17 protein-coding genes are annotated in these 20,546 nt (G+C 69.0%); 7 read left to right on the forward strand and 10 right to left on the reverse strand.

The genetic code is table 11. The features are described 5' to 3' along the window. Positions 1-102 precede the first annotated feature (102 nt). Positions 103-1,458: a DUF445 domain-containing protein gene (locus tag NS3_RS23265; RefSeq protein WP_067863462.1), complete on the reverse strand. Its 1,356-nt coding sequence runs from the start codon at positions 1,456-1,458 to the stop codon at positions 103-105. A gap of 232 nt (positions 1,459-1,690) precedes the next feature. Between NS3_RS23265 and lon the strand changes: the two genes are divergently transcribed. After that, complete coding sequence (gene lon, locus NS3_RS23270; RefSeq protein ID WP_373865337.1) at positions 1,691-4,162, forward strand: endopeptidase La; 2,472 nt, start codon at positions 1,691-1,693, stop codon at positions 4,160-4,162. Between the two features lie 44 nt (positions 4,163-4,206). Here lon and NS3_RS23275 read toward each other — a convergent pair whose 3' ends face one another. After that, positions 4,207-5,139: an NAD-dependent epimerase/dehydratase family protein gene (locus NS3_RS23275; RefSeq protein WP_067863468.1), complete on the reverse strand. Its 933-nt coding sequence runs from the start codon at positions 5,137-5,139 to the stop codon at positions 4,207-4,209. Between the two features lie 164 nt (positions 5,140-5,303). Here NS3_RS23275 and NS3_RS23280 point away from each other — a divergent pair, with 164 nt between their 5' ends. Next, positions 5,304-6,260, forward strand: a complete 957-nt coding sequence (locus tag NS3_RS23280) for a GlxA family transcriptional regulator (protein WP_245649767.1) — start codon at positions 5,304-5,306, stop codon at positions 6,258-6,260. 89 nt (positions 6,261-6,349) lie between these two features. On the opposite strand, the gene NS3_RS23285 is transcribed toward NS3_RS23280, so the two are convergent. Beyond that, a complete protein-coding gene (locus NS3_RS23285; RefSeq protein WP_067863473.1) occupies positions 6,350-6,784 on the reverse strand; it encodes a PaaI family thioesterase in 435 nt (144 codons plus the stop codon). A gap of 53 nt (positions 6,785-6,837) precedes the next feature. Further along, positions 6,838-7,419: a TetR/AcrR family transcriptional regulator gene (locus tag NS3_RS23290; protein WP_067863476.1), complete on the reverse strand. Its 582-nt coding sequence runs from the start codon at positions 7,417-7,419 to the stop codon at positions 6,838-6,840. Positions 7,420-7,495: 76 nt separating this feature from the next. Between NS3_RS23290 and NS3_RS23295 the strand changes: the two genes are divergently transcribed. Beyond that, positions 7,496-8,566 (forward strand): DNA polymerase IV, encoded by a 1,071-nt coding sequence (locus tag NS3_RS23295; RefSeq protein WP_174550508.1) that lies wholly within the window; start codon positions 7,496-7,498, stop codon positions 8,564-8,566. Positions 8,567-8,665: 99 nt separating this feature from the next. Here NS3_RS23295 and NS3_RS23300 read toward each other — a convergent pair whose 3' ends face one another. The 3 genes from NS3_RS23300 to NS3_RS23310 all read right to left on the reverse strand — a co-directional run bounded on the left by NS3_RS23300 (position 8,666) and on the right by NS3_RS23310 (position 11,755). Beyond that, the gene (locus NS3_RS23300; protein ID WP_067863481.1) at positions 8,666-9,085 is read right to left on the reverse strand and encodes a hypothetical protein; all 420 of its coding nucleotides are present in this window, start codon (positions 9,083-9,085) and stop codon (positions 8,666-8,668) included. Between the two features lie 165 nt (positions 9,086-9,250). Further along, complete coding sequence (locus NS3_RS23305) at positions 9,251-9,496, reverse strand: hypothetical protein (RefSeq protein WP_157101495.1); 246 nt, start codon at positions 9,494-9,496, stop codon at positions 9,251-9,253. Positions 9,497-9,877: 381 nt separating this feature from the next. Next, the gene (locus NS3_RS23310) at positions 9,878-11,755 is read right to left on the reverse strand and encodes an ABC transporter ATP-binding protein (protein ID WP_067863488.1); all 1,878 of its coding nucleotides are present in this window, start codon (positions 11,753-11,755) and stop codon (positions 9,878-9,880) included. 152 nt (positions 11,756-11,907) lie between these two features. Here NS3_RS23310 and NS3_RS23315 point away from each other — a divergent pair, with 152 nt between their 5' ends. Then, positions 11,908-14,739 carry an FAD-binding and (Fe-S)-binding domain-containing protein gene (locus tag NS3_RS23315; protein ID WP_245649768.1) on the forward strand — a complete coding sequence of 944 codons (2,832 nt, stop codon included), beginning with the start codon at positions 11,908-11,910 and terminating at the stop codon, positions 14,737-14,739. A 209-nt stretch (positions 14,740-14,948) separates the two neighbouring features. Next, positions 14,949-15,890, forward strand: a complete 942-nt coding sequence (locus NS3_RS23320) for a DNA-3-methyladenine glycosylase family protein (protein ID WP_084495860.1) — start codon at positions 14,949-14,951, stop codon at positions 15,888-15,890. A gap of 45 nt (positions 15,891-15,935) precedes the next feature. Here NS3_RS23320 and NS3_RS23325 read toward each other — a convergent pair whose 3' ends face one another. Further along, a complete protein-coding gene (locus tag NS3_RS23325; RefSeq protein WP_067863493.1) occupies positions 15,936-16,142 on the reverse strand; it encodes a hypothetical protein in 207 nt (68 codons plus the stop codon). A gap of 398 nt (positions 16,143-16,540) precedes the next feature. On the opposite strand from NS3_RS23325, the gene NS3_RS23330 reads away from it, so the two are divergent. Both NS3_RS23330 and NS3_RS23335 read left to right on the forward strand, forming a co-directional pair. After that, positions 16,541-17,470, forward strand: coding sequence for a helix-turn-helix domain-containing protein (locus NS3_RS23330; protein WP_245649769.1), 930 nt, complete (start codon positions 16,541-16,543; stop codon positions 17,468-17,470). A 95-nt stretch (positions 17,471-17,565) separates the two neighbouring features. Beyond that, on the forward strand, positions 17,566-17,763 hold the full coding sequence (locus NS3_RS23335) for a hypothetical protein (protein WP_067863497.1): 198 nt from the start codon (positions 17,566-17,568) through the stop codon (positions 17,761-17,763). A 30-nt stretch (positions 17,764-17,793) separates the two neighbouring features. On the opposite strand, the gene NS3_RS23340 is transcribed toward NS3_RS23335, so the two are convergent. After that, positions 17,794-18,540 carry a succinate dehydrogenase/fumarate reductase iron-sulfur subunit gene (locus NS3_RS23340; protein WP_067863500.1) on the reverse strand — a complete coding sequence of 249 codons (747 nt, stop codon included), beginning with the start codon at positions 18,538-18,540 and terminating at the stop codon, positions 17,794-17,796. Between the two features lie 2 nt (positions 18,541-18,542). Further along, positions 18,543-20,531 (reverse strand): fumarate reductase/succinate dehydrogenase flavoprotein subunit, encoded by a 1,989-nt coding sequence (locus NS3_RS23345; RefSeq protein ID WP_067863502.1) that lies wholly within the window; start codon positions 20,529-20,531, stop codon positions 18,543-18,545. Positions 20,532-20,546: the final 15 nt, after the last annotated feature.

The following is a 20,546-nucleotide window of genomic DNA, read 5'->3' on the forward strand; positions in this document are numbered from 1 at the left end:
CACGGTCGTTGTGTGCCTGCTACCGACCAGCATCGCAGCGCCGACCGGGCAAACACAAGCACGCGTGCTGGTTTTTCCTGAGTCGGTCGATTCCGGCGGTCCTCACCAGCCGAACAGCAGCAGATGCACCGCGCCGACGCCGAGGCCCAGCACCGCGCCGTGCAGGTAGAGCAGCCAGGCGTCCTGTTCGACCGAGGCGTAGAACATCTCCATGAATTCCCCGGGCGAGAGCATCCGCAGTTTGCGGGTGGCGAACTCGTCGATCTTCGAGGCTTGTTCGCGGGCGAACGCCTCGTCCTCGGCCAGGCTCGGCGCCAGCCCCACCGCCGCGCCCGCGGCGCCGACGGTCAGGTTGTCGAACTGGCGTGCGCCGAACGCCGCGCGCACCACCGAGTGGGTCGGTCCGAGCTGGCGGTGGATTTCGTCGGAGATCAGCCGTTCGATGAGCTGGCGGGTTTTGTCGCCGTTGGGCCCCTCGAGCAGTTCCTCCGACAGATTCGGCAGGGTGAGCACCTGATAGGCCAGAATGTGCGCGAGGTCGGTCGCCGCCTGCGGCTGTCGCTTGGCCAGCAGCGCCTGGCGCCACAGATATTTGTAGCGCGGTTGCGGATCGCCGGGTTCGAACACCATCTTCACCGCGATCACATTGACGATCACGCCGATGGCTGCCGAGGCCAGTAACACGATCAGCCAGGCCGGAAGCCAGCCGATCACCGGAATGCTGTCGTGCACGTGCAGATACAGGGCCAGCAGCAGGCCGAACGGCGCGCCGAGCAGGCCGATCCGGATCATGAATCTCAGTTCCGGCTCGGCGATGGTGGTGGTCAGATCCTTCAGGATCTCCGGATTCTGGCGCAGGTAGCGGATGACAAAGGTCTTGATATCGATGAGCTGGTCGATATTGTCGCCGAGGGATTCGAACGAGCGCCTGCACAATTTCGGCAGCTGGGCGTCGACGCGCTGATAGATCACCTGCTTGACCTGGCGCGGCACCGCTTTCCACAGATCCGGGTTCTCCCGGTACATCACCTCGTCGACGATCTCGGGTGTCCGTGACCGGGCGATCTCGGCGATATAGTCCGCGACGCCGTCCAGATCGAGTTCGTGGATGAAATCTCGCGGACTGCCGATCCGCATCAGCGCCTTGTCGACGCAGATACTGGCCATCTTCTCCGCGCGCGCCGGAATGAAACCCTGAAAACCCAGCCGTCTGCCGTCACCGGAGAACGTCGGCAGCACCTGCACCCGCCGCGGCAGATACGGATAGAGCACGTGCAGTCCGGGAATGCGCACGCCGCGGAATTCCACCGGCCAGAAGAGCATGAGCACGCCGGTCCAGTTGGTGAGCAGGCCCGCGATCGCGGCGAATATCGGGAAACTGATCAGTTCGACGACGAACGTGGATTGTCCGGTGAGTCCCTCCCAGTCGATGAACACCCCTGCCGCGAGTGTCGACATCCTGGAGGTCCCCCTTCAACCGATCCTGTGAACTAGCTCGAGGCCTCACATTCTCATTGCCCTGATCGGGTGTCAACGCGCGCTGTAGCGCCGCTGCCGCCGATCGTCCGGCCGCCGCGCGCTTGTCGGTGACCGCCGCTTCGCTGTCGGTGAACACCGCCACCAGGGGGAACAATGCGAAATCTCGGCGGGTTGAGTAGGTATCGCTCAACTCCTTGGAGGGATCGAAGACGTGACTACACCCCGTGATCTGCCGGTGCTGTTCCTGACCGATCCGATCGTGCTGCCCGGCATGGTCGTGCCCATCGAACTCGACGAATCCGCGCAAGCCGCGATCGATGCCGCGCGCGCCGCGGAGACCGACGCCGTGCTGCTCGCACCCCGCCTGCCCGAGGGCTACGCCGCCTACGGCGTGATCGCGACCGTCGAACAGGTCGGCCGGATGCGCGGCGGCACGCCCGCGGCGGTGCTGAAGGCCGAACGCCGCGCCAGGATCGGCCACGGCGTCACCGGACCAGGCGCGGCGCTGTGGGTCGAGGCCGAGCCGGTCGACACCCCGCCCGCCGACGGCCGGACGAAGGAACTGGCCGCCGAATACAAGAAGCTGGTGATCTCGGTGCTCCAGCGCCGGGAGGCCTGGCAGCTCATCGACGCGGTCGATCAGCTGACCGACCCCTCCGCGATCGCCGACACCGCGGGCTACGCCCCCTACCTGTCCGCCGAGCAGAAGCGCGAACTGCTCGAGACCCCCGAGCCCGCGCAGCGACTGACCTCGCTGATCGAATGGACCAAGGCGCACATCGCCGAGTCCGAACTCACCGAGAAGATCGGTGAGGAGGTCCGCGAGAACATGGAGAAGACCCAGCGCGAATTCCTGCTCCGCCAGCAGCTCAACGCCATTCGCAAGGAACTCGGCGAGGGCGAACCCGACGGCGCCGACGACTACCGCACCCGCGTCGAGCAGGCCGACCTGCCCGGCGCCGTGCGCGAGGCCGCCTTGCGCGAGGTCGGCAGGCTGGAGCGGGCCGGCGACCAGAGTCCCGAATCCGGCTGGATCAGGACCTGGCTCGATACCGTGCTCGAGCTGCCGTGGCAGGACAAGACCACCGACAGCACCGATGTCGCGGCCGCCCGGGCGGTGCTCGACGCCGACCACCACGGGCTCGACGAGGTCAAGGACCGCATGGTCGAGTATCTGGCGGTGCGTGCCCGGCGAGCGCGCCGTGGGCTGGAGGTCGTCGGCGGACGCGGCTCCGGCGCGGTGCTGGTGCTCGTCGGCCCGCCCGGTGTCGGCAAGACCTCGCTCGGTGAATCGGTGGCGCGGGCGCTGGGCCGGAAGTTCGTGCGCGTCGCCCTGGGCGGTGTGCGCGACGAGGCCGAGATCCGCGGCCACCGGCGCACCTACGTCGGCGCGATGCCGGGCCGCATCGTGCGCGCGATGAAAGAGGCCGGGTCGATGAACCCGGTGGTTCTGCTCGACGAGATCGACAAGGTGGGTTCGGATTTCCGCGGCGACCCCGCGGCGGCGCTGCTCGAGGTGCTCGATCCGGCGCAGAACCACACCTTCCGCGACCACTACCTCGATCTGGATCTGGATCTGTCCGATGTGCTGTTCATCGCGACCGCCAACGTCATGGACACCATCCCCGGTCCGCTGCTGGACCGCATGGAGCTGATCACGGTCGACGGCTACACCGAGGACGACAAGGTGGCCATCGCCCGCGACTTCCTGGTGCCCAGGCAGCTGGAACGCAACGCGCTGACCGCCGAGGAGGTGCGCGTCACCGAGGCGGCGCTGCGCGAGATCGCCGCGAACTACACCCGTGAGGCCGGTGTGCGACAGATGGAACGGCTGATCGCGAAGGCGCTGCGCAAGGCGGCCACCCGGCTCTCCGAAATCGAGTCCGGCGCGGCCCCGAGCGGTTCGGAGTCCGGTGATCCGGACGTCGTCACCGCGATCGACGCCGGATACGCCCCCGAACTCGGCTACGACGACCTGATCGTGGGTGAGAAGACCGCCCCGGCAACGGTTTCCGGCTCACTGACCATCGACGTCGGCGACCTGCTGGACTACCTGGGCAGGCCGCGGTTCACCCCCGACTCGGTGGAACGCACCGCCGTCCCGGGTGTGGCGACCGGCCTCGCGGTGACCGGCGCGGGCGGCGACGTCCTCTACATCGAGGCCAATGCCGCCGAGGGCGAGCGCTCGCTCACCCTGACCGGGCAGTTGGGTGAGGTCATGAAGGAGTCGGCGCAGATCGCGCTGACCTACGTGCGCTCGCACCTCGAGGAGATCGGCATCGAGCCCTCGGTGCTGGACCGCAATATCCACATCCACTTCCCGGCGGGCGCGGTGCCCAAGGACGGCCCGTCCGCGGGCGTCACCATGGTGACCGCGCTGGTGTCGCTGGCCTTGGGCCGTCAGGTCCGCGCCGACGTCGGCATGACCGGCGAGGTCACCCTGAACGGCCGGGTGCTGCCCATCGGCGGGGTCAAGCAGAAGTTGCTCGCCGCCCAGCGAGCGGGTCTGAAGACCGTCTTCATTCCCGCCCGCAACGAGCCGGACCTCGACGAGGTCCCCGCCGAGGTGCTCGACGCGCTGGACGTTCGCCCGGTCGCCGACGTGGGCGACATCCTCGCCTACGCCATCGAGCCGGTCGCCGAACCGGCGGCCGAGGGCGCGAGGTTGGCGGCGACGGCCTGATCGTCGCCGCCCGAGGGCATCCCCTGTGGGTGACCGGATAGTCCTCAGATGGCCGCAGACCCGGCGTGCTCTGCGGCCATCTCCGACAACACGTCGTCGATGAGGGTAGGCAAGACATCCAGCGCCTTCATGGTGAACGACGCGTCGAGGATGTTCGGCCGGTCGTACAGGTACAGCATCTCCGGGATCTCCGCCATGATCGAGTCCGACCTTCCGATCTCCTCGAGCTCGGCCCTCGTCATCGGATGCAGCCGCGGGTCGGGGGCACCGGCTGCGGCGGCCAAGCGTGCTGCGAGTTCGCGCACCGGCGCCGAGGAGGTGGGCGGCACATGCCAGGCACGTCCCCAGGACTGCTCATGGCGCGCCGCGGTCACGAGAGTGCGCGCCGCATCGCCTGTGTAGGTCCAACTGTGTGGCGCATCGAGGTCGCCAGGATAGGAGGCGGGCGATCCGGCCAGCACATGCGCGCCGACCATGAGTGTGAACGGTGAGTAGGCGCCCGCGCCGAGGAAGTCGCCGGCTCGGACCTCGGTTACCCGAACCCGCCCGGCGTCGTAGGCGGCGCGGGCATCATTCCACATCTGAGCCCGCACACGGCCTTTGACACTGGTCGCCGCCAGCGGAAGGTCTTCTGTCAGAGGTGAATCGGTATGACCGTAGCCGTAGGTGTTGCCGAGCATGACGTAGTCGGCGCCGGTGCGTTCGGCCGCTGCCAGCACAGCGGCGGCCAGCGGAGGAAAATCGGTCGGCCAGCGGTCGTAGGCGGGCATGGCGCAGTTGAACAGGGCGACTGCGCCGCGCGTCAACTCGATGAGCCGCGTGGTGTCGGTGGCGTCGGCGGCGACTCGCTCGATGCGCTCGTGCACCGGCCCACCGCCGTGTCGGGTGACGAGTCGAACCTGCTCCCCGGCATCTGCCAGCAAGCGGGCAGTGGCCGATCCGGTGGCTCCGGCTCCGATGACGACATGCGTGGACATCCGCGTTCTCCCTGGTCACAGAGGTATGGGTGGCGCCGGACGCGAGAGCGCGACGACGTGTTCCCAAGCTTCGGCCCTGAGGAATCCATACGATAGGGGCCCAGATGCCAACAATCCGGAGGTTCAGGCCAGTGCAGGTTCGGGCCACGCATCGAGTGGCTGTTGTGGCCGTCCCCCCAGTCACTACCTTCGATCTGTCCATCCCCGAGTTGGTGCTCGGCGAAGCCATGGTCGACGGCGCCCCTGGCTACCTCGTGCGTGTATGTACCGCGCGGCCCGGATCTGTCGCCACCAACAGCAGCCTCGAGGTCACCGTCCGCCACGGCCTGGAAGCCGCCGGTGACGCCGACACGGTCATCGTCACCGGAACCGGTGCGCGTGACGACATCGACCCGCGCATTCTCATGATGCTGCGCCGTTCCGCAGTCGCAGGTAAGCGAATCGCCTCGATCTGCACCGGAGCCTTCGTGCTCGCCCAGGCCGGTTTGCTCGACGGCCGTCGAGCCACCACCTACTGGGCGAAATCCGACGAGTTCGCCGGCCGCTACCCCGAAGTGGAGCTTCGCCCCGACGTGCTGTACGTCGAGGACGGCAACATCGTGACGTCTGCCGGACTGTCGGCAGGCATCGACCTGTGCCTGCATCTGGTGCGAACCGACTACGGCGCCGTGACAGCCAACGCGGTTGCCCGCCTCATGGTGGCGGCGCCTGTGCGACCGGGTGGACAAGCCCAGTTCATCAAGACACCGCTACCGCCGGAGACCGGCACCTCCCTGACGGACACCCGTAGTTGGGCACTCGACCGACTGCATGAGCCACTCACCCGTGCTGCTCTGGCGAATCATGCCCGCACCAGCATCCGTACTCTGACCCGCAAGTTCCATGCGGAGACTGGTCTCAGCCCGCTCCAATGGCTGCTTCATCAGCGCATCAATCGAGCCCAGGAGTTGCTGGAAACGACCGACTTGCCGATGGACCGAGTTGCCTGCCTCAGTGGCCTGGCAACCACCGATTCCTTGCGCAAGCATCTGTCGCGGAGTACTGGACTGACACCGAGCGCCTACCGCGCCGCGTTCACCCAGCACCCGGACCGGCCGCGCGGAGGCGTGCCCGGAGCGTGAACGAAGGACCAGCGGGGGAGAGATCTGGGCCTGTGTAGGTTCCCGACCGTCCGATTGTCATCAACCGCGTGTCCTTTCGGAAGGGTGGGTCAGCTGAGGGTGCGCTCCACAGCCCGCGTCGTGCCCTGGGCGAGGGCGCACAGCACCGGCTCAGCACCGTCGGTCTCGGCGAAGATCTCGCAGTTCACCACCGCCTGTCGCCGGGTCGAGCCGGTCACCTGGGCCTCGGCGCGCAGCCTCTGCCCGGAGGCGGGCCGCAGGTAGGTGATGCTGAACCCGCCGGTGAGCACATTGGCGCCGAGCACGGTGCCCGCCGCGAACGTGAGCGCGTTGTCGGCGAGGTAGGACAGCACTCCGCCGTGCACGTATCCGAACTGCTGGCCGAGCTGCGGCCGGATCGGTACCAGCAGGGTGGCCGCGCCGTCACCGAAGGCGGTCAGCCTGGTGCCGATGAGCTCCGCGAACGGCTGGGCGGAGAGCACTTGCACGGCCTGGTCGAACTCGAGGGTGGTGGAGCCGGTCATGGGGAAGCCTTTCTGGGGGGCGGGGGCAGGAATCGGCTTGTAGCGGAACGAGATCAATCGTCGGAGGGCTGGGTTGCCTCGGGCGCGCCCGCCAATACCAGCCACGCCGCGCGGGCGAGTTCGCCGGCGACTTCCGTCGGCGGCGCCGCGACCGCCCCGCCGAGCCATTGGCGTGAATACTCCTGTGCCGGACCGAGCCAGAGCGCGTAGAGCACGTCGACATCGAGCGCGCGCACCGCGCCGTAGCCCGCGTGTGTGCGCCACCACCGGGCGACGTCGGTCAGGAAGACGCGGTTGCTCTCGCTCTCGTGGACGCCGGGTGGTCGCGCGGACATGAGAATCGTCGCCCGGTGCCGGTTCTCGGTGACCCAGCGCAGATGCTCGTGGACACCACCGATCACCCCGGCGCGAGCGTCGGCGCTGTCGCCGACCACGGCCCAGAAGTGCCGCTGGTAGTCGCGCAGCGCGTGCGCCCACACCTGCCGGTACAGCTCCGCCTTGTCCGGGAAGTGGTGGTACAGCGCGCCGACGCTCGCTCCCGCGCTCGCCCTGATGCTCGCCAGGGTGGCGTCAACGGTCCCCTGTTCGGCGAACTCGCGCTCGGCCGCCAGCAGCAACCGATCTCGAATCTTCACAACCAGAATTTAGTTCTGTTTTTCCGGTGTGGCAAGCCGTGCCGCAGCTGTCGCCGGGATGGGGTATGACGGACAGGTGGCCAGATGGCTGTTGCACGTCGATCTCGACCAGTTCCAGGCGGCGGTGGAATTCCGGCGTCATCCGGAACTGCGCGGCAGGCCGGTGATCGTCGGCGGCAACGGTGATCCCGAGGAGCCACGCAAGGTCGTGACCTGCGCTTCCTATCCGGCCCGCGCCTACGGTGTGCGGGCGGGCATGCCGTTGCGGTCGGCGGCGCGCCGCTGCCCGGAGGGTGTCTTCCTGCCGCTGGACATGGCCGCCTACGAGGAAGCCTCCGACGAGGTCATGGCGCTGCTGCGAACCTTCCCCGGGCGGGTCGAGGTGTGGGGATGGGACGAGGCGTTCCTGGCCGCCGACACCGACGACCCCGAATCACTGGCCCGCGAGATCCGCGCCGCTGTGGCGGAATTGGACCTCGGCTGCGCGATCGGCATCGGCGACAACAAACTCACCGCGAAGCTGGCGACCGGATTCGCGAAGTCGGCGGGCAAGTCCTCGGCCGCACCGGCGGACGACCCGGGCGCGGCGACCGGCACCTTCCGCCTCACCGCCGCCAACTGGACCGAGGTCATGGGCCACCGCCCGACGAACGCGCTGTGGGGCATCGGCAACCGGATCGCCGCCCGCCTGGCCGAACTCGGCATCGAGACCGTGGCCGACCTGATGGCGGCCGACCACCGCCGCCTCGCCGCCGAATTCGGTCCGAGCACCGGCCCCTACCTGTGGGTGCTCGGCCACGGCAAGGGCGACACCGAGGTGAGCACCCAGCCCCGGATTCCGGTGGGCCGCAGCAGATCCGAGACCTTCCCCACCGATCTCACCGACGCGGCCGAGATCCGCGCCCAGGTCGCGCGGCTGGCGACCGAGGTGGCCGAGGAGATGGCCGAAGCCGGTCGGATCACCGTGCGGGTCTCGGTCACCGTACGCACCAAGACCTTCTTCACCCGCAGCAAGCAGGCGAAACTGTCGGAACCGACCGCCGACGTCGCCGCCATCGCCGAAGCGGCGCTGCGCGTCGTCGACCGGTTCGAGCTGGACCGCCCGGTCCGGCTGCTCGGCGTCCGCCTGGAATTCGCGCCCGAATAGACCGCTGGGGTGAGCCGGTCTCAGCGGCGCTGCAGTCAGACCCCCGCCGGAGGGTGGCCGGCGGGGGATCGAATCCGTACCCGAACTCGCCTGCCCCGATCAGCGCCGCTGCAGCGTGAGACCGGCGAGCAGTTGTGGCACCTGCACCGCGGTGCCCGCGACATTCAGCGTGCCGGTCCACATGCCCTGGCGGGGATCGATGTCGTGCAATGCCAGTCCGATCGGCAGGCCGTCCAGAACGATGTAGGTCTCGTTCGGGCCGACGGGGATCTGGCGCCCCGCGCGGTCGAAGGCCGGGCAGTCGAGGAACACGTTCGTCGCATTGCCGTCGACATGCAGGTCACAGCCGTCGAGAGGCGTCCCGACGACATTGGGGGCGCCGCGGGTGATGTGGTAGACCCCTGGCGGCACGATCCCGTTGCGCGGGAACTCCGGGTCGTCGGCGTGAGCGGCGGCGGGCAGGGCGCACAGCGCGGCGGCGACGAGCGCGACACTCGCTGCGAGGGAGCGGATCAGCATAGGTCGAAGCCCTCTCGATGATCGTTTCTGTCGTTCCATCGTAGGGACTCGGCTCGCGTGCCCGGTCCCATGACCGATTCCGTCGGCGCTTTCGCCGCACAGCGGGCCGGCCCGGCAGCAAGTAGGCTGGCCACACCCGGATGTCGTGCTATCGACGAAAGCCGGTTACGGGGTGGCGGGTGCGCCGCCACCATTGCTCGACCCGAGCGCCAACCCCTCGTACAGCGCTATCCACAGCTCCATCAAGGGGCCGCACTGGAGATTGCAGCCGATCTCGGACGAACCCGCCACCTGGCTCGCCTGCGCGGGAGCGGCGGCCGGCGGCCCGGCGACGGCCGAACCCGCGGCTACGAGCTGGCCCGGAAAAAGCAGCGCACCAGCCAATGCCAGTCCGGTGATCGAACGCTTCATGTGATCCTCTCTGGTATTTGTCCCCCGACAAGTGCCTCTCGCACGGACTGAAAGTTACTGACTGGAAATGACATTGCGAAGCCCCAGATTCCAGGGTGTAACAGCGGAGCACGCGCCCTCGATAGCTTCCCGCTCCCACTCCGCCCGCTGACCCGCTCAGGCTGTGTGTATTTCGCCTGAGCGGGGCGTGCTGCGTGGTGACGCTGCGCTCCCACTCCGCCGCTGACCCGCTCAGGCTGTGTGTGTTTCGCCTGAGCGGGGCGTGCTGCGTGGTGACGCTGCGCTCCCACTCCGCCGCTGACCCGCTCAGGCTGTGTGTGTTTCGCCTGAGCGGGGCGTGCTGCGTGGTGACGCTGCGCTCCCACTCCGCCGCTGACCCGCTCAGGCGGCGACCTCGGCGGGTTCGGCGAACTGGGTGCGGTACAACTCGGCGTAGCGGCCCTCGGCCGCGAGCAGTTCGGTGTGGGTGCCCTGCTCGACGATGCGGCCGTCCTCCAGCACGACGATCAGGTCGGCGGCGCGGATGGTGGACAACCGGTGGGCGATCACCAGCGCGGTGCGGCCTTCCAGTGCCTCGGTGAGGGCTTCCTGCACCGCGGCTTCGGAGGTCGAGTCCAGGGAGGCGGTGGCCTCGTCCAGGATCACCAGGCGCGGTTGCTTGAGCAGCAGGCGCGCGATGGTGAGGCGCTGGCGTTCGCCGCCGGAGAGGCGGTAGCCGCGTTCGCCGACCACGGTGTCCAGGCCGTCGGCCAGCGATTCGACGAGGTCGCCGAGGCGGGCGCGGCGCAGTGCGTCCCACAGTTGCGCCTCGTCGGCCTCGGGGCGGGCCAGCAGCAGGTTGGCGCGGATGGTGTCGTGGAAGAGGTGCCCGTCCTGGGTGACCAGGCCGACGGCGGCGCGCAGTGAGCGGGCGCCGATCCGGCGCACGTCGACCCCGTTCAACCGCACGGACCCCGAATCCACGTCGTAGAGCCGCGAAACCAGCTGCGCGATGGTCGATTTGCCCGCGCCAGATGATCCGACCAGCGCCACCAGCTGTCCCGGCTCGGCGCGCAGTGTGATGTCGTGCAGCACCTCCACGCCGCCGCGCGTGTCCAGGGTCGCGACCTCCTCCAGCGAGGCGAGCGAAACCTTGTCCGCCGAGGGGTAGCCGAAGTGCACGCCGTCGAGCTCCAGCCGTACCGGGCCGTCCGGCACCGGCACGGCGTCCGGCGCGTCTTCGATGAGCGGCTTCAGGTCGAGCACCTCGAAGACCCGCTCGAAACTGACCAGCGCCGCCATGATCTCCATCCGCGCACTGGCCAGCGCTGTCAGCGGCGCGTAGAGCCTGGTCAGCAGCAGCGAGAGCGCGACGACCGCGCCCGCGTCCAGCCTGCCGACCAGCGCGTACCACCCGCCGAGGCCGTAGACCAGCGCGACGGCCAGCGCCGAGACCAGGGTCAGCGAGGTGACGAACACCGTCTGCAGCATCGCCGTGCGCACACCGATGTCGCGCACCCGCCCGGCCCGTGCGGCGAACTCGGCGGACTCCTGCTCGGGCCTGCCGAACAGCTTCACCAGGGTCGCGCCGGGGGCCGAGAAACGCTCGGTCATCTGGGTGCTCATGGCGGCGTTCAATCGCGCCGCCTCCCGTTGCATCTCGGCGAGCCGATGGCCCATCCGGCGCGCGGGCACCACGAACACCGGCAGCAGCAGCAGCGCCAGCACGGTGATCTGCCAGGAGATGGTGAGCATCACCCCGAGTGTCAGCGCCAGTGTGACGAGATTGGTCACCACCCCGGAGAGGGTGTCGCTGAACGCGCGCTGCGCGCCGATCACGTCGTTGTTGAGCCTGCTCACCAGGGCGCCGGTGCGGGTGCGGGTGAAGAACGCGACCGGCATCCGCTGCACGTGGTCGAACACCGCGCGCCGCAGATCCAGGATCAGGCCTTCGCCGATGCGCGCGGACAGCCACCGGATCACCAGCCCCAGTCCGGCGTCGGCGACGGCGAGCGCGCCGATGGCCGCGGCCAGGATCACCACCACCCGCGGCTCCGCCGCGCCGACGATGCTGTTCACCACCCGGCCCGCCAGCACGGGCGTGGCCACCGCGAGCAGCGCCGAGATCACGCTGAACAGCAGGAACACCGCGATGCGCCGCTTGTGCGGCGTCGCGAAACGCAGGATCCGCCGGGCGGTGGCGGCACGGAACGGCCGTTGCTCGTCGGGTGCGTTGGCCTGTTGATACATCTGGTGCCAGGCCACGGATTCGATACTCACGTCTACTCCCTTTCGACCACGCTCATTCCACCCCAGGCCACCGACACTAGAACCTCAACTATTATCGAGGTCAAGCTATTTCCGGCCGCATCGACCGGACAACGCGGCATCGTGCCCGACCGCGCGGCGGTGCGCTCACTAGGCTGACGGAGGTGAGCGAGGAACAGCTGTTCGCGGCCTTGCGGGCCGGGATCGACGGCGAGGTGGACACCTCGCCGCGCAGGCGCGCCGAGTACTCCTCCGACGCTTCCAACTACCGGGTGCCGCCCGCCGCCGTGGTCTTCCCACGCGGTGACGACGACATCGCCGCCACCCTGGTTTTCGCGCGCGAGAACGGCCTGCCCGTCACCGCGCGCGGCGCGGGCACGTCGGTGGCGGGCAACGCGGTGGGGCCGGGCCTGGTTCTGGATTTCAGCAGGCACATGAACCGTGTCCTGGTTGTCGATGCCGAACGCCGCGTGGCACGGGTGCAACCCGGCGTCGTGCTCTCGTCTCTGCAACGCCTCGCCCGTCCGCACGGCCTGCGCTTCGGTCCCGACCCCTCCACCCAGGACCGCTGCACCCTCGGCGGCATGATCGGCAACAACGCCTGTGGACCGCGCGCGGTGTCGTGGGGGCGCACCAGCGACAACATCGCGGCATTGCGCGTCCTCGACGGTCGCGGCGCCGAGCGCGCCCTGGCAGCCGACCTGTCGGTCGTGCCCGGTCTGCCGGAATTCACCCGCTCGCACCTGGCGCTGCTGCGCACCGAATTGGGCCGCTTCGGCCGCCAGGCCTCCGGCTACGGACTCGAACACCTGCTGCCCGAACGCGGCTCCGAGGTCGCCAAGGCCTTCGCCGGGACCGAGGGCACCTGTGGCCTGCTGCTCGACGCCGAGGTCCGCCTGGTCCCCCTGCCCGGCGCGACCACGCTGACCGTGCTCGGTTACCCCGATATCGCCACCGCCGCCGACGACGTGGCGGTGGTGATGTCCTGCGATCCGATCGCGGTGGAAGGCATCGACTCCCGCTTGGTCGATGTGGTGCGCACGCACCGCGGCTCGGTGCCCGACCTGCCGCGCGGGGGCGCCTGGCTGTTCGTGGAGACCGGCGGCGCTACCGCGGACGAGTCGCTCGAGGCCGCGCGCGGGTTGTGCGGCGCCGCGCACGCGCTCGAGGCCAGGATCGTCACCGATGCCGCCGTGGCCGCGACGCTGTGGCGGATCAGGGCCGACGGCGCGGGACTCGCCGGTCGCACCGCGCAGGGCCGTCCCGCCTGGCCGGGCTGGGAGGACGCGGCCGTCCCGCCCGAACGCCTCGGCGGCTACCTGCGCGAATTCGCCGCACTCACCGCCGAGCACGGCGTCGACGGCCTGCTCTACGGCCACATCGGCGACGGCTGCATTCACGTCCGCCTCGACCTGCCGATCGCCGACGCGCCCGCCCGATTCCGCGCCTTCCTCGTCGACGCCGCCGAACTCGTGGTGCGCCACGGCGGCTCGCTCTCCGGCGAGCACGGCGACGGGCGGGCCCGCTCGGAATTGCTCGCCGTCATGTACCCGCCGCCCGTCCTCGCCGCGTTCGCCGAATTCAAGGCGCTGTTCGACCCGGACGGCGTGCTCAACCCCGGCGTGCTGGTCGAGCCGAACGCCGTCGACGCCGATCTGCGGGTGGCGGGCGTGGCGCCGCTGCCCTCGGTGGGTGGTTTCGCCTTCCCGCACGACGGCGGCGACCTGGCCGCGGCCGTGCACCGCTGTGTCGGTGTGGGCAGATGCCGGGCGGACAACCGGCAGGCGGGTGGCTTCATGTGCCCGTCCTACCTGGCCACCGGAGACGAGAAGGACAACACCAGGGGGCGCGCCAGGGTGCTGCAGGAAGTGGTGCGCGGCGCGCTGCCGGTGACCTCACCCGCCGTCGCGGAATCGCTGGACCTGTGCCTGTCGTGCAAGGCATGCCGCACCGATTGCCCGGCGGGCGTCGACATGGCCGCCTACAAATCCGAGATCCTGTACCGGCGCTATCGCCGCCGCCTGCGCCCCGCCGACCATTACACCCTGGGGATGCTGCCGCGCTGGCTGGGGCCGGCCACCAGGATGCCCCGCCTAGCCAACGCGCTGGCGAACCAGAAGCTGCTGCGCCGCTGGGGTTTACGCGCGGCCGGTCTGGATCCGCGCCGCCCGGTGCCGCGCCTGGCGGGCCGGTCCTTCCGACGGGCCTGGCACGGCCGCGAGAACCGCGCGGACCGAGCCGCCGACGCGCCGACGGTGATGCTCTGGCTCGACACCTTCACCGACGCCTTCGCCCCCGAGATCGCCGAAGCGGCGGTGCGGTTGCTGGAATCGACCGGTCACACCGTGATCATCCCGGGCAGGCGGGTCTGCTGCGGGCTGACCTGGATCAGCACCGGCCAGCTCGACGGCGCCCGCGCCCGGCTGCGCGCCACCCTCGACGCCCTCGACGACCACGTCCGAGCGGGAGGTCTCGTCGTCGGCCTGGAACCCTCCTGCACTGCCGCGCTCCGCGCCGACCTGCCCGAACTGCTTCCCGAGGACCCCCGCGCCGAGCCGGTGGCGCGGGCCGTGCGAACCCTGGCCGAATTCCTCGCCGAACAGCCGGACTGGCGTCCCCCGGATCGCGCCGGGCGCTCGGTGGTGGTCCAGCCGCACTGTCACCAGCACGCCGTGCTCGGTTTCGCCCCTGATCGCCGGATAATTGCCGACACCGGGGCCGAGATCGTCGAGATCAGCGGATGCTGCGGACTGGCCGGGAACTTCGGCATGCAGGCGGGCCATTACGACATCTCCGTGCAGATCGCGGGCGCCGGCCTGCTCCCCGTGCTGGCCGAGGCAGGAGAAGCCGCCGTGTTCCTCGCCGACGGCTTCTCCTGCCGTACCCAGGCCGCCCAGCTCACCGGCCGTGGTAGCGCACATCTGGCGCAGTTCCTGCTCGACGCCGATCCGGGTGCGGCTCAGAGTCCGAACGGCAGCGTGCCCGGCGGAATCTGATAGCCGGAGCTGCCCGCGGAGACAGCGCCCCACGCGCCGAGCAGCCAGTTGAGTGCATTGGTGATCATCGGAACCTCCGTTGTGCCAGCTGTTTGCCGATCGCCGGAAACATCGCCGCACCGCGGATGTCTGTTACGTGAGGTCCGTGATGTGGGTGCCACCCGGACGTCCATCGATCGGCAGCCGGGGCCGGGGCGCACAATGGACCGGTGCGTACATCGACCACACCGGCGATCGGGGGCGAGCGATCCCGGACGGTCGCCTCACCCCGGCCCGTCGACCTCGCGCACACCCTCGCCCCGTTGCGTCGCGGCGCGGGCGACCCGTGTACCCACCGCGACGACGCGGGCGGGCACTGGCAGGCCACCCGCACCCCCGCGGGCCCCGTCACCTATCGGCTGATCCAGTCCGGCTCGCACACCGTGCACGCGCGAGCCTGGGGGCCGGGCGCGCAGGTCTTCCTCGACGACCTGCCCGCCATGCTCTGCCTCGACGAGAATCTCGACGACTTCACCCCCGAGCATCCGCTCATCGACGACGCGCACCGCAGGCACCCCGGCCTGCGGATGTTGCGCACCGGCCGGGTCTTCGAAGCGCTGGTCCCCTCGGTCATCGAGCAGAAGGTGCACACCATCTCGGCGCTGGCCTCGTGGCGAAAACTGGTGCGGCAGTACGGAGAACCCGCGCCCGGCCCGGCCCCTGCGGGTCTGCTGCTGCCGCCCGCCCCCGAGACCTGGCGGCGGATACCGTCCTGGGAATTCCATCGGGCGGGCGTCGGCCCGCAACGCGCCCGCACCATCGTGCGCGCCGCGGCGATCGCCGACTCGCTCGAGCGCACCGCCGCTCGCGCCCCCGCCGAGGCCGCCCGAATGCTGTGCACCGTCCCCGGCATAGGGGTGTGGACCGCCGCCGAGACAGCCCAGCGCGCCTTCGGCGACGCCGACGCGCTGTCCGTCGGCGACTACCACCTGGCCGCGATCATCGGCTGGACCCTGCTCGGCCGTCCGCTCGACGACGACGGCATGGTCGAGTATCTGGAACCCCTACGCCCGCATCGTTATCGGGTGGTCCGCCTGCTCGAGATCAGCGGCCACGCGCGCAAGCCCAAGTTCGGTCCGCGTACCCCGCTCACCGATCACACCTGGCACTGACCTCGGGCCGCCGCGCGAGCGTATCCGCGCGGCGGCCGCGTCGGATCAGATGCGCAGTGCGCGTTCGTCGAGAACGCATTTTCCCGCTTCGACCAGCGTCGCCCTGGCGCGACGTCGCACCAGGCACCGGTCCACGGTGCAGTCCAAGTGCAGCTGCATCGCCGAATGTGCCTGCGTGGTCGTCATGATTCCGGGATCGCTACCGCAACTGAGCAGCCCGGACGACCACATCCCCTGGTTCGCCATCTGCATCACGCCACCGCCGCGTCTGCGACCATCGACGGTGGCGATGTGACATCTGACGCTGTGACATCTTCAGCCATGACTCCTCGTTCCCGCGTGCGATCGGTTGACGCGCCCGGAGAGTTCCACGCGCGCAAGGACAGTCGCACGCGAGTTCCGAGCACACTTCCAGCACACCATTTGTGCGGCGCGTCGGCGGGCGGCTCGCGGTAGATCCATGAGATTTACCGCGAATCCCCAGCATGTCATCCATTCTGGAGTACAGGATTGTCCACAGTGGATGAACACGTCTCGAATCACAGGTCGGTAGCACGAGTACCCGAGCGGCATCGTGGGGAACCGAGCTCGCAGGTCCGCCCCCCGATACGCCCCCGGTCAGGCCGGGGTTGGAGAACGGAGCGTTGACGGTGACACCGAGTTCGACACGAGCACTGCTCGATTCAGCCCCCTCGACAGATTCGTCGTCGACGATCGCCCGTCGGCAACTGGGTCGTTACCTACGGGACTGGCGTACACAGGCCGGCCTCACCATCGCCGACGCCGCTCGGCTGATGGAGTGGGGAGCGACCACCCTGCAACGGCTGGAGAAGGGCCAGGCCGATCGCCTGCGCACCATCGACATCCAGGAGCTGTGCCGGATCTACGGCATCCCGGACGAGACCAGGGAAGCGCTCGCCGGTCTGGCCAAACAGCGCCCGGGCAACAGCTGGTGGCATGCCTTCGGCGAACTGATCCCGGCCGGCTTCGACATCTACGCCGGCGTCGAGGCCACCGCGCGGGAATTGTTCTGCTATCAGTCCGAACTCGTCCCCGGCTCGATGCAGACCCCGGACTACGCGCGGGCGCTGTTGCGGCATCTGACCGCCGAGGTCGACGAGGAGGAGATCGAACGCCGGGTGCAGGCGCGGATGCAGCGACAGGCGGCGCTCACCAGGAAGGTCGCGCCGGTGCACGCCGATGTGGTGCTACACGAGGCGGTGTTGCGCCGGATGGTCGGCGGCCCGAAGGTCATGGCGGGGCAGCTGCGTCATCTGGCGGACCTGAGCACGCGCTCGACCATCGGAGTGCGAGTGCTGCCGTTCGCCGCGGGCATGCCGCTGGGCGAACCGACCGGCCCGTTCACGGTGCTGTGCTTCGACGGCGAGGGGCGCGGTAAACGGGCCGATCCGCCGATCGTGCACGTGCCCGGTTTCACCGGAGACCTCTACCTGGAGCGAGGGGTCGACGTGCAGCGGTTCCTGGCCGCCCACGAATGCCTGCGCCGCTGCGCCCTCGACGTGCAGGCGGGCAGACGGTTGCTGCGCGAGCTCGCCAAGGACTACACGTCCGCGCTGTGAGCGGCGGGTCGACACGCGGCCGGAAAGATCACGAAACGACGCACGTTCGGCAACGGAACGGGTTTATGTCGGTCGCGCGTGGGTAATCACAATACATGGACCGTGGGATCAAGAATTATCACACACGGTACCGGAAATTGCGGCCCGGCGACTGGGTGGAATGGCTCATTGTCGCGTTGCTTTTCGCGGTGTCGACAGTGGGCGTCTTCGTGCTGACCGGATCTTTTCTGCCCGCCCTGTTCGTCGGGGCGCTGGTGTGGGTGGTAGCGCTGGGAGTCGTCGCCACGATCTAGACCCGGACCGGCGGGGCTCGGTCCGGCGGCTCAGCGTCGAAAAAGCTTGTTGCCCAACCAGACCAGCGGATCATACCGACGATCGACCACCCGCTCCTTGAGCGGGATCAGCGCATTGTCGGTGATCTTTATGTTTTCCGGACATACCTCGGTGCAGCACTTGGTGATATTGCAGTAACCGAGGCCCTGCTCTTCCTGGGCCAGCTGCCTGCGATCTGCGACGTCGAGCGGATGCATTTCCAGCTCCGCGATGCGCATCAGGAATCGCGGCCCGGCGAAAGCCTCCTTGTTCTCCTCGTGATCACGCACCACATGGCAGACATTCTGGCACAGGAAGCACTCGATGCATTTCCGGAATTCCTGCGACCGTTCCACGTCGACCTGATTCATCCGGTAGTCGCCGGGCGCCAGCTCCGGCGGCGGCGTGAAGGACGGGATCTCGCGAGCCTTCTGATAGTTGAACGACACATCGGTGACCAGATCGCGGATGACCGGGAAGGTGCGCATCGGCGTGACGGTCACCAGCTCGTCTGTGGTGAACGTCGACATCCTGGTCATACACAGCAGCCGAGGCCTGCCGTTGACCTCCGCCGAGCACGACCCGCACTTGCCCGCCTTGCAGTTCCACCGCACCGCCAGATCGGGAGCCTGGGTGGCCTGCAGCCGGTGGATGATGTCGAGCACCACCTCGCCCTCGTTGACCTCGACGGTGAAATCCTCCAGCGCACCGCCGGTGTCGTCACCGCGCCACACGCGGAACTTCGCGTCGTATCCCATGACTAGCCCTCACCTTCCGAATCGGTCTCCGCCGCACCCGCGCCGGACGGATGGCCGACGAGTTCGCCCGAGTGGTAATACTTCTCGAGCTCGCCGAGATCGAACAGCGCCAGCAGATCGGCGCGCATCGGGATCTGGTCCTTCGGGACGACCCGCACCGGCGGGGACACCGGATCGGCGGCCGTCCCGGCATCGATCGAGCAGACCAGCAGCTTGTTCCGCCACGCCGGGTCCATGCCCGGATGGTCGTCGCGGGTGTGCCCGCCGCGGCTCTCGGTCCGCAACAGTGCCGCCCGCGCGACGCACTCGCTGACCAGCAGCATGTTGCGCAGGTCGAGGGCGAGATGCCAGCCCGGATTGAACTGCCGGTGTCCTTCGACGGTGACGCTGCCGAAGCGCGCCCGCAGTTCGGCGAGCCGCTCCAGCGCCTGCGCGAGTTCGTGCTCCTTGCGGATGATGCCGACCAGGTCGTTCATCACCTGCTGTAGATCGGTGTGCAGGGTGTAGGGGTTCTCGCCACGGCCGTCGGCGGGCGGATCGAACGGCGCCACCGCGATACGGGCCGCGTCGGCGACCGCGCCGTCGGAGACCTGCGGTCGCTGCGCGAGCCCCTCGACGTAGGCCGCGGCTCCCAGACCGGCGCGCCTGCCGAAGACCAGCAGATCCGACAGCGAATTGCCGCCGAGCCGGTTGGAGCCGTGCATGCCGCCGGAGCACTCACCCGCGGCGAACAGGCCGGGGACGGTCGCGGCGCCGGTGTCCGGATCGACCTCGATGCCGCCCATCACGTAGTGGCAGGTCGGCCCGACCTCCATCGGCTCCTTGGTGATGTCCACATCGGCCAGTTCCTTGAACTGGTGATACATCGACGGCAGCCTGCGCCGGATCTCCTCGGCGGGCAGCCGGGAGGCGATGTCGAGGTAGACCCCGCCGTGCTGGGTGCCGCGCCCGGCCTTGACCTCCTCGTTGATCGCGCGTGCGACCTCGTCGCGGGGCAGCAGATCGGGGGTGCGGCGCGCGGAATCGTTGTCCTTCAGCCACTGGTCGGCCTCGGCCTCGGATTCGGCGTACTGGCCCTTGAACACCGGGGGGATGTAGTCGAACATGAACCGCTTGTCGTCGGAGTTCTTGAGCACCCCGCCGTCACCGCGCACGCCCTCGGTCACCAGGATGCCCTTGACGCTCGGCGGCCAGACCATCCCGGTCGGATGGAACTGCAGGAACTCCATGTTGATCAGCGTCGCCCCCGCGCGCAGCGCCAGGGCGTGCCCGTCGCCGGTGTACTCCCAGGAGTTCGAGGTGACCTTGTAGGACTTGCCGATGCCGCCGGTGGCCAGCACCACCGCGGGGGCCTCGAACAGCACGAACTTGCCGGATTCGCGCCAGTAGCCGAACGCGCCGCAGATGCGCCCGTCGTCGGTGAGCAGTTCGGTGATCGTGCATTCGGCGAACACCTTTATGCGGGCCTCGTAGTCACCGGTGGCCGCGAAATCCTCCTGCTGCAGCGCGACGATCTTCTGCTGCATCGTGCGGATGATCTCGAGGCCGGTGCGGTCGCCGACGTGGGCGAGCCGCGGATAGGTGTGCCCGCCGAAGTTGCGCTGGCTGATGCGGCCGTCGGGCGTCCGATCGAACAGCGCCCCATAGGATTCCAGCTCCCACACCCGCGCGGGCGCCTCCTGGGCGTGCAGTTCGGCCATGCGCCAGTTGTTGAGGAACTTGCCACCGCGCATGGTGTCCTTGAAGTGGGTCTGCCAGGTGTCCTTCTCGTTGGCATTGCCCATCGAGGCCGCGCAGCCGCCCTCGGCCATCACGGTGTGCGCCTTGCCGAACAGCGATTTGCACACCACCGCCACCGAGAGGCCGTGCTCGCGCGCTTCGATCACCGCCCGCAGTCCGGCGCCGCCCGCCCCGATGACGACCACGTCGTAGTTGTGCCTTTCGACGGCGGTGTGCCGTTCGGCAGGGTTGTGCCGTTCCTCTTCTGGCATAGCTGGGGATACTCC

The sequence above is a fragment of the Nocardia shimofusensis NBRC 100134 genome (assembly GCF_001613125.1).
Classification (GTDB): domain Bacteria; phylum Actinomycetota; class Actinomycetes; order Mycobacteriales; family Mycobacteriaceae; genus Nocardia; species Nocardia shimofusensis.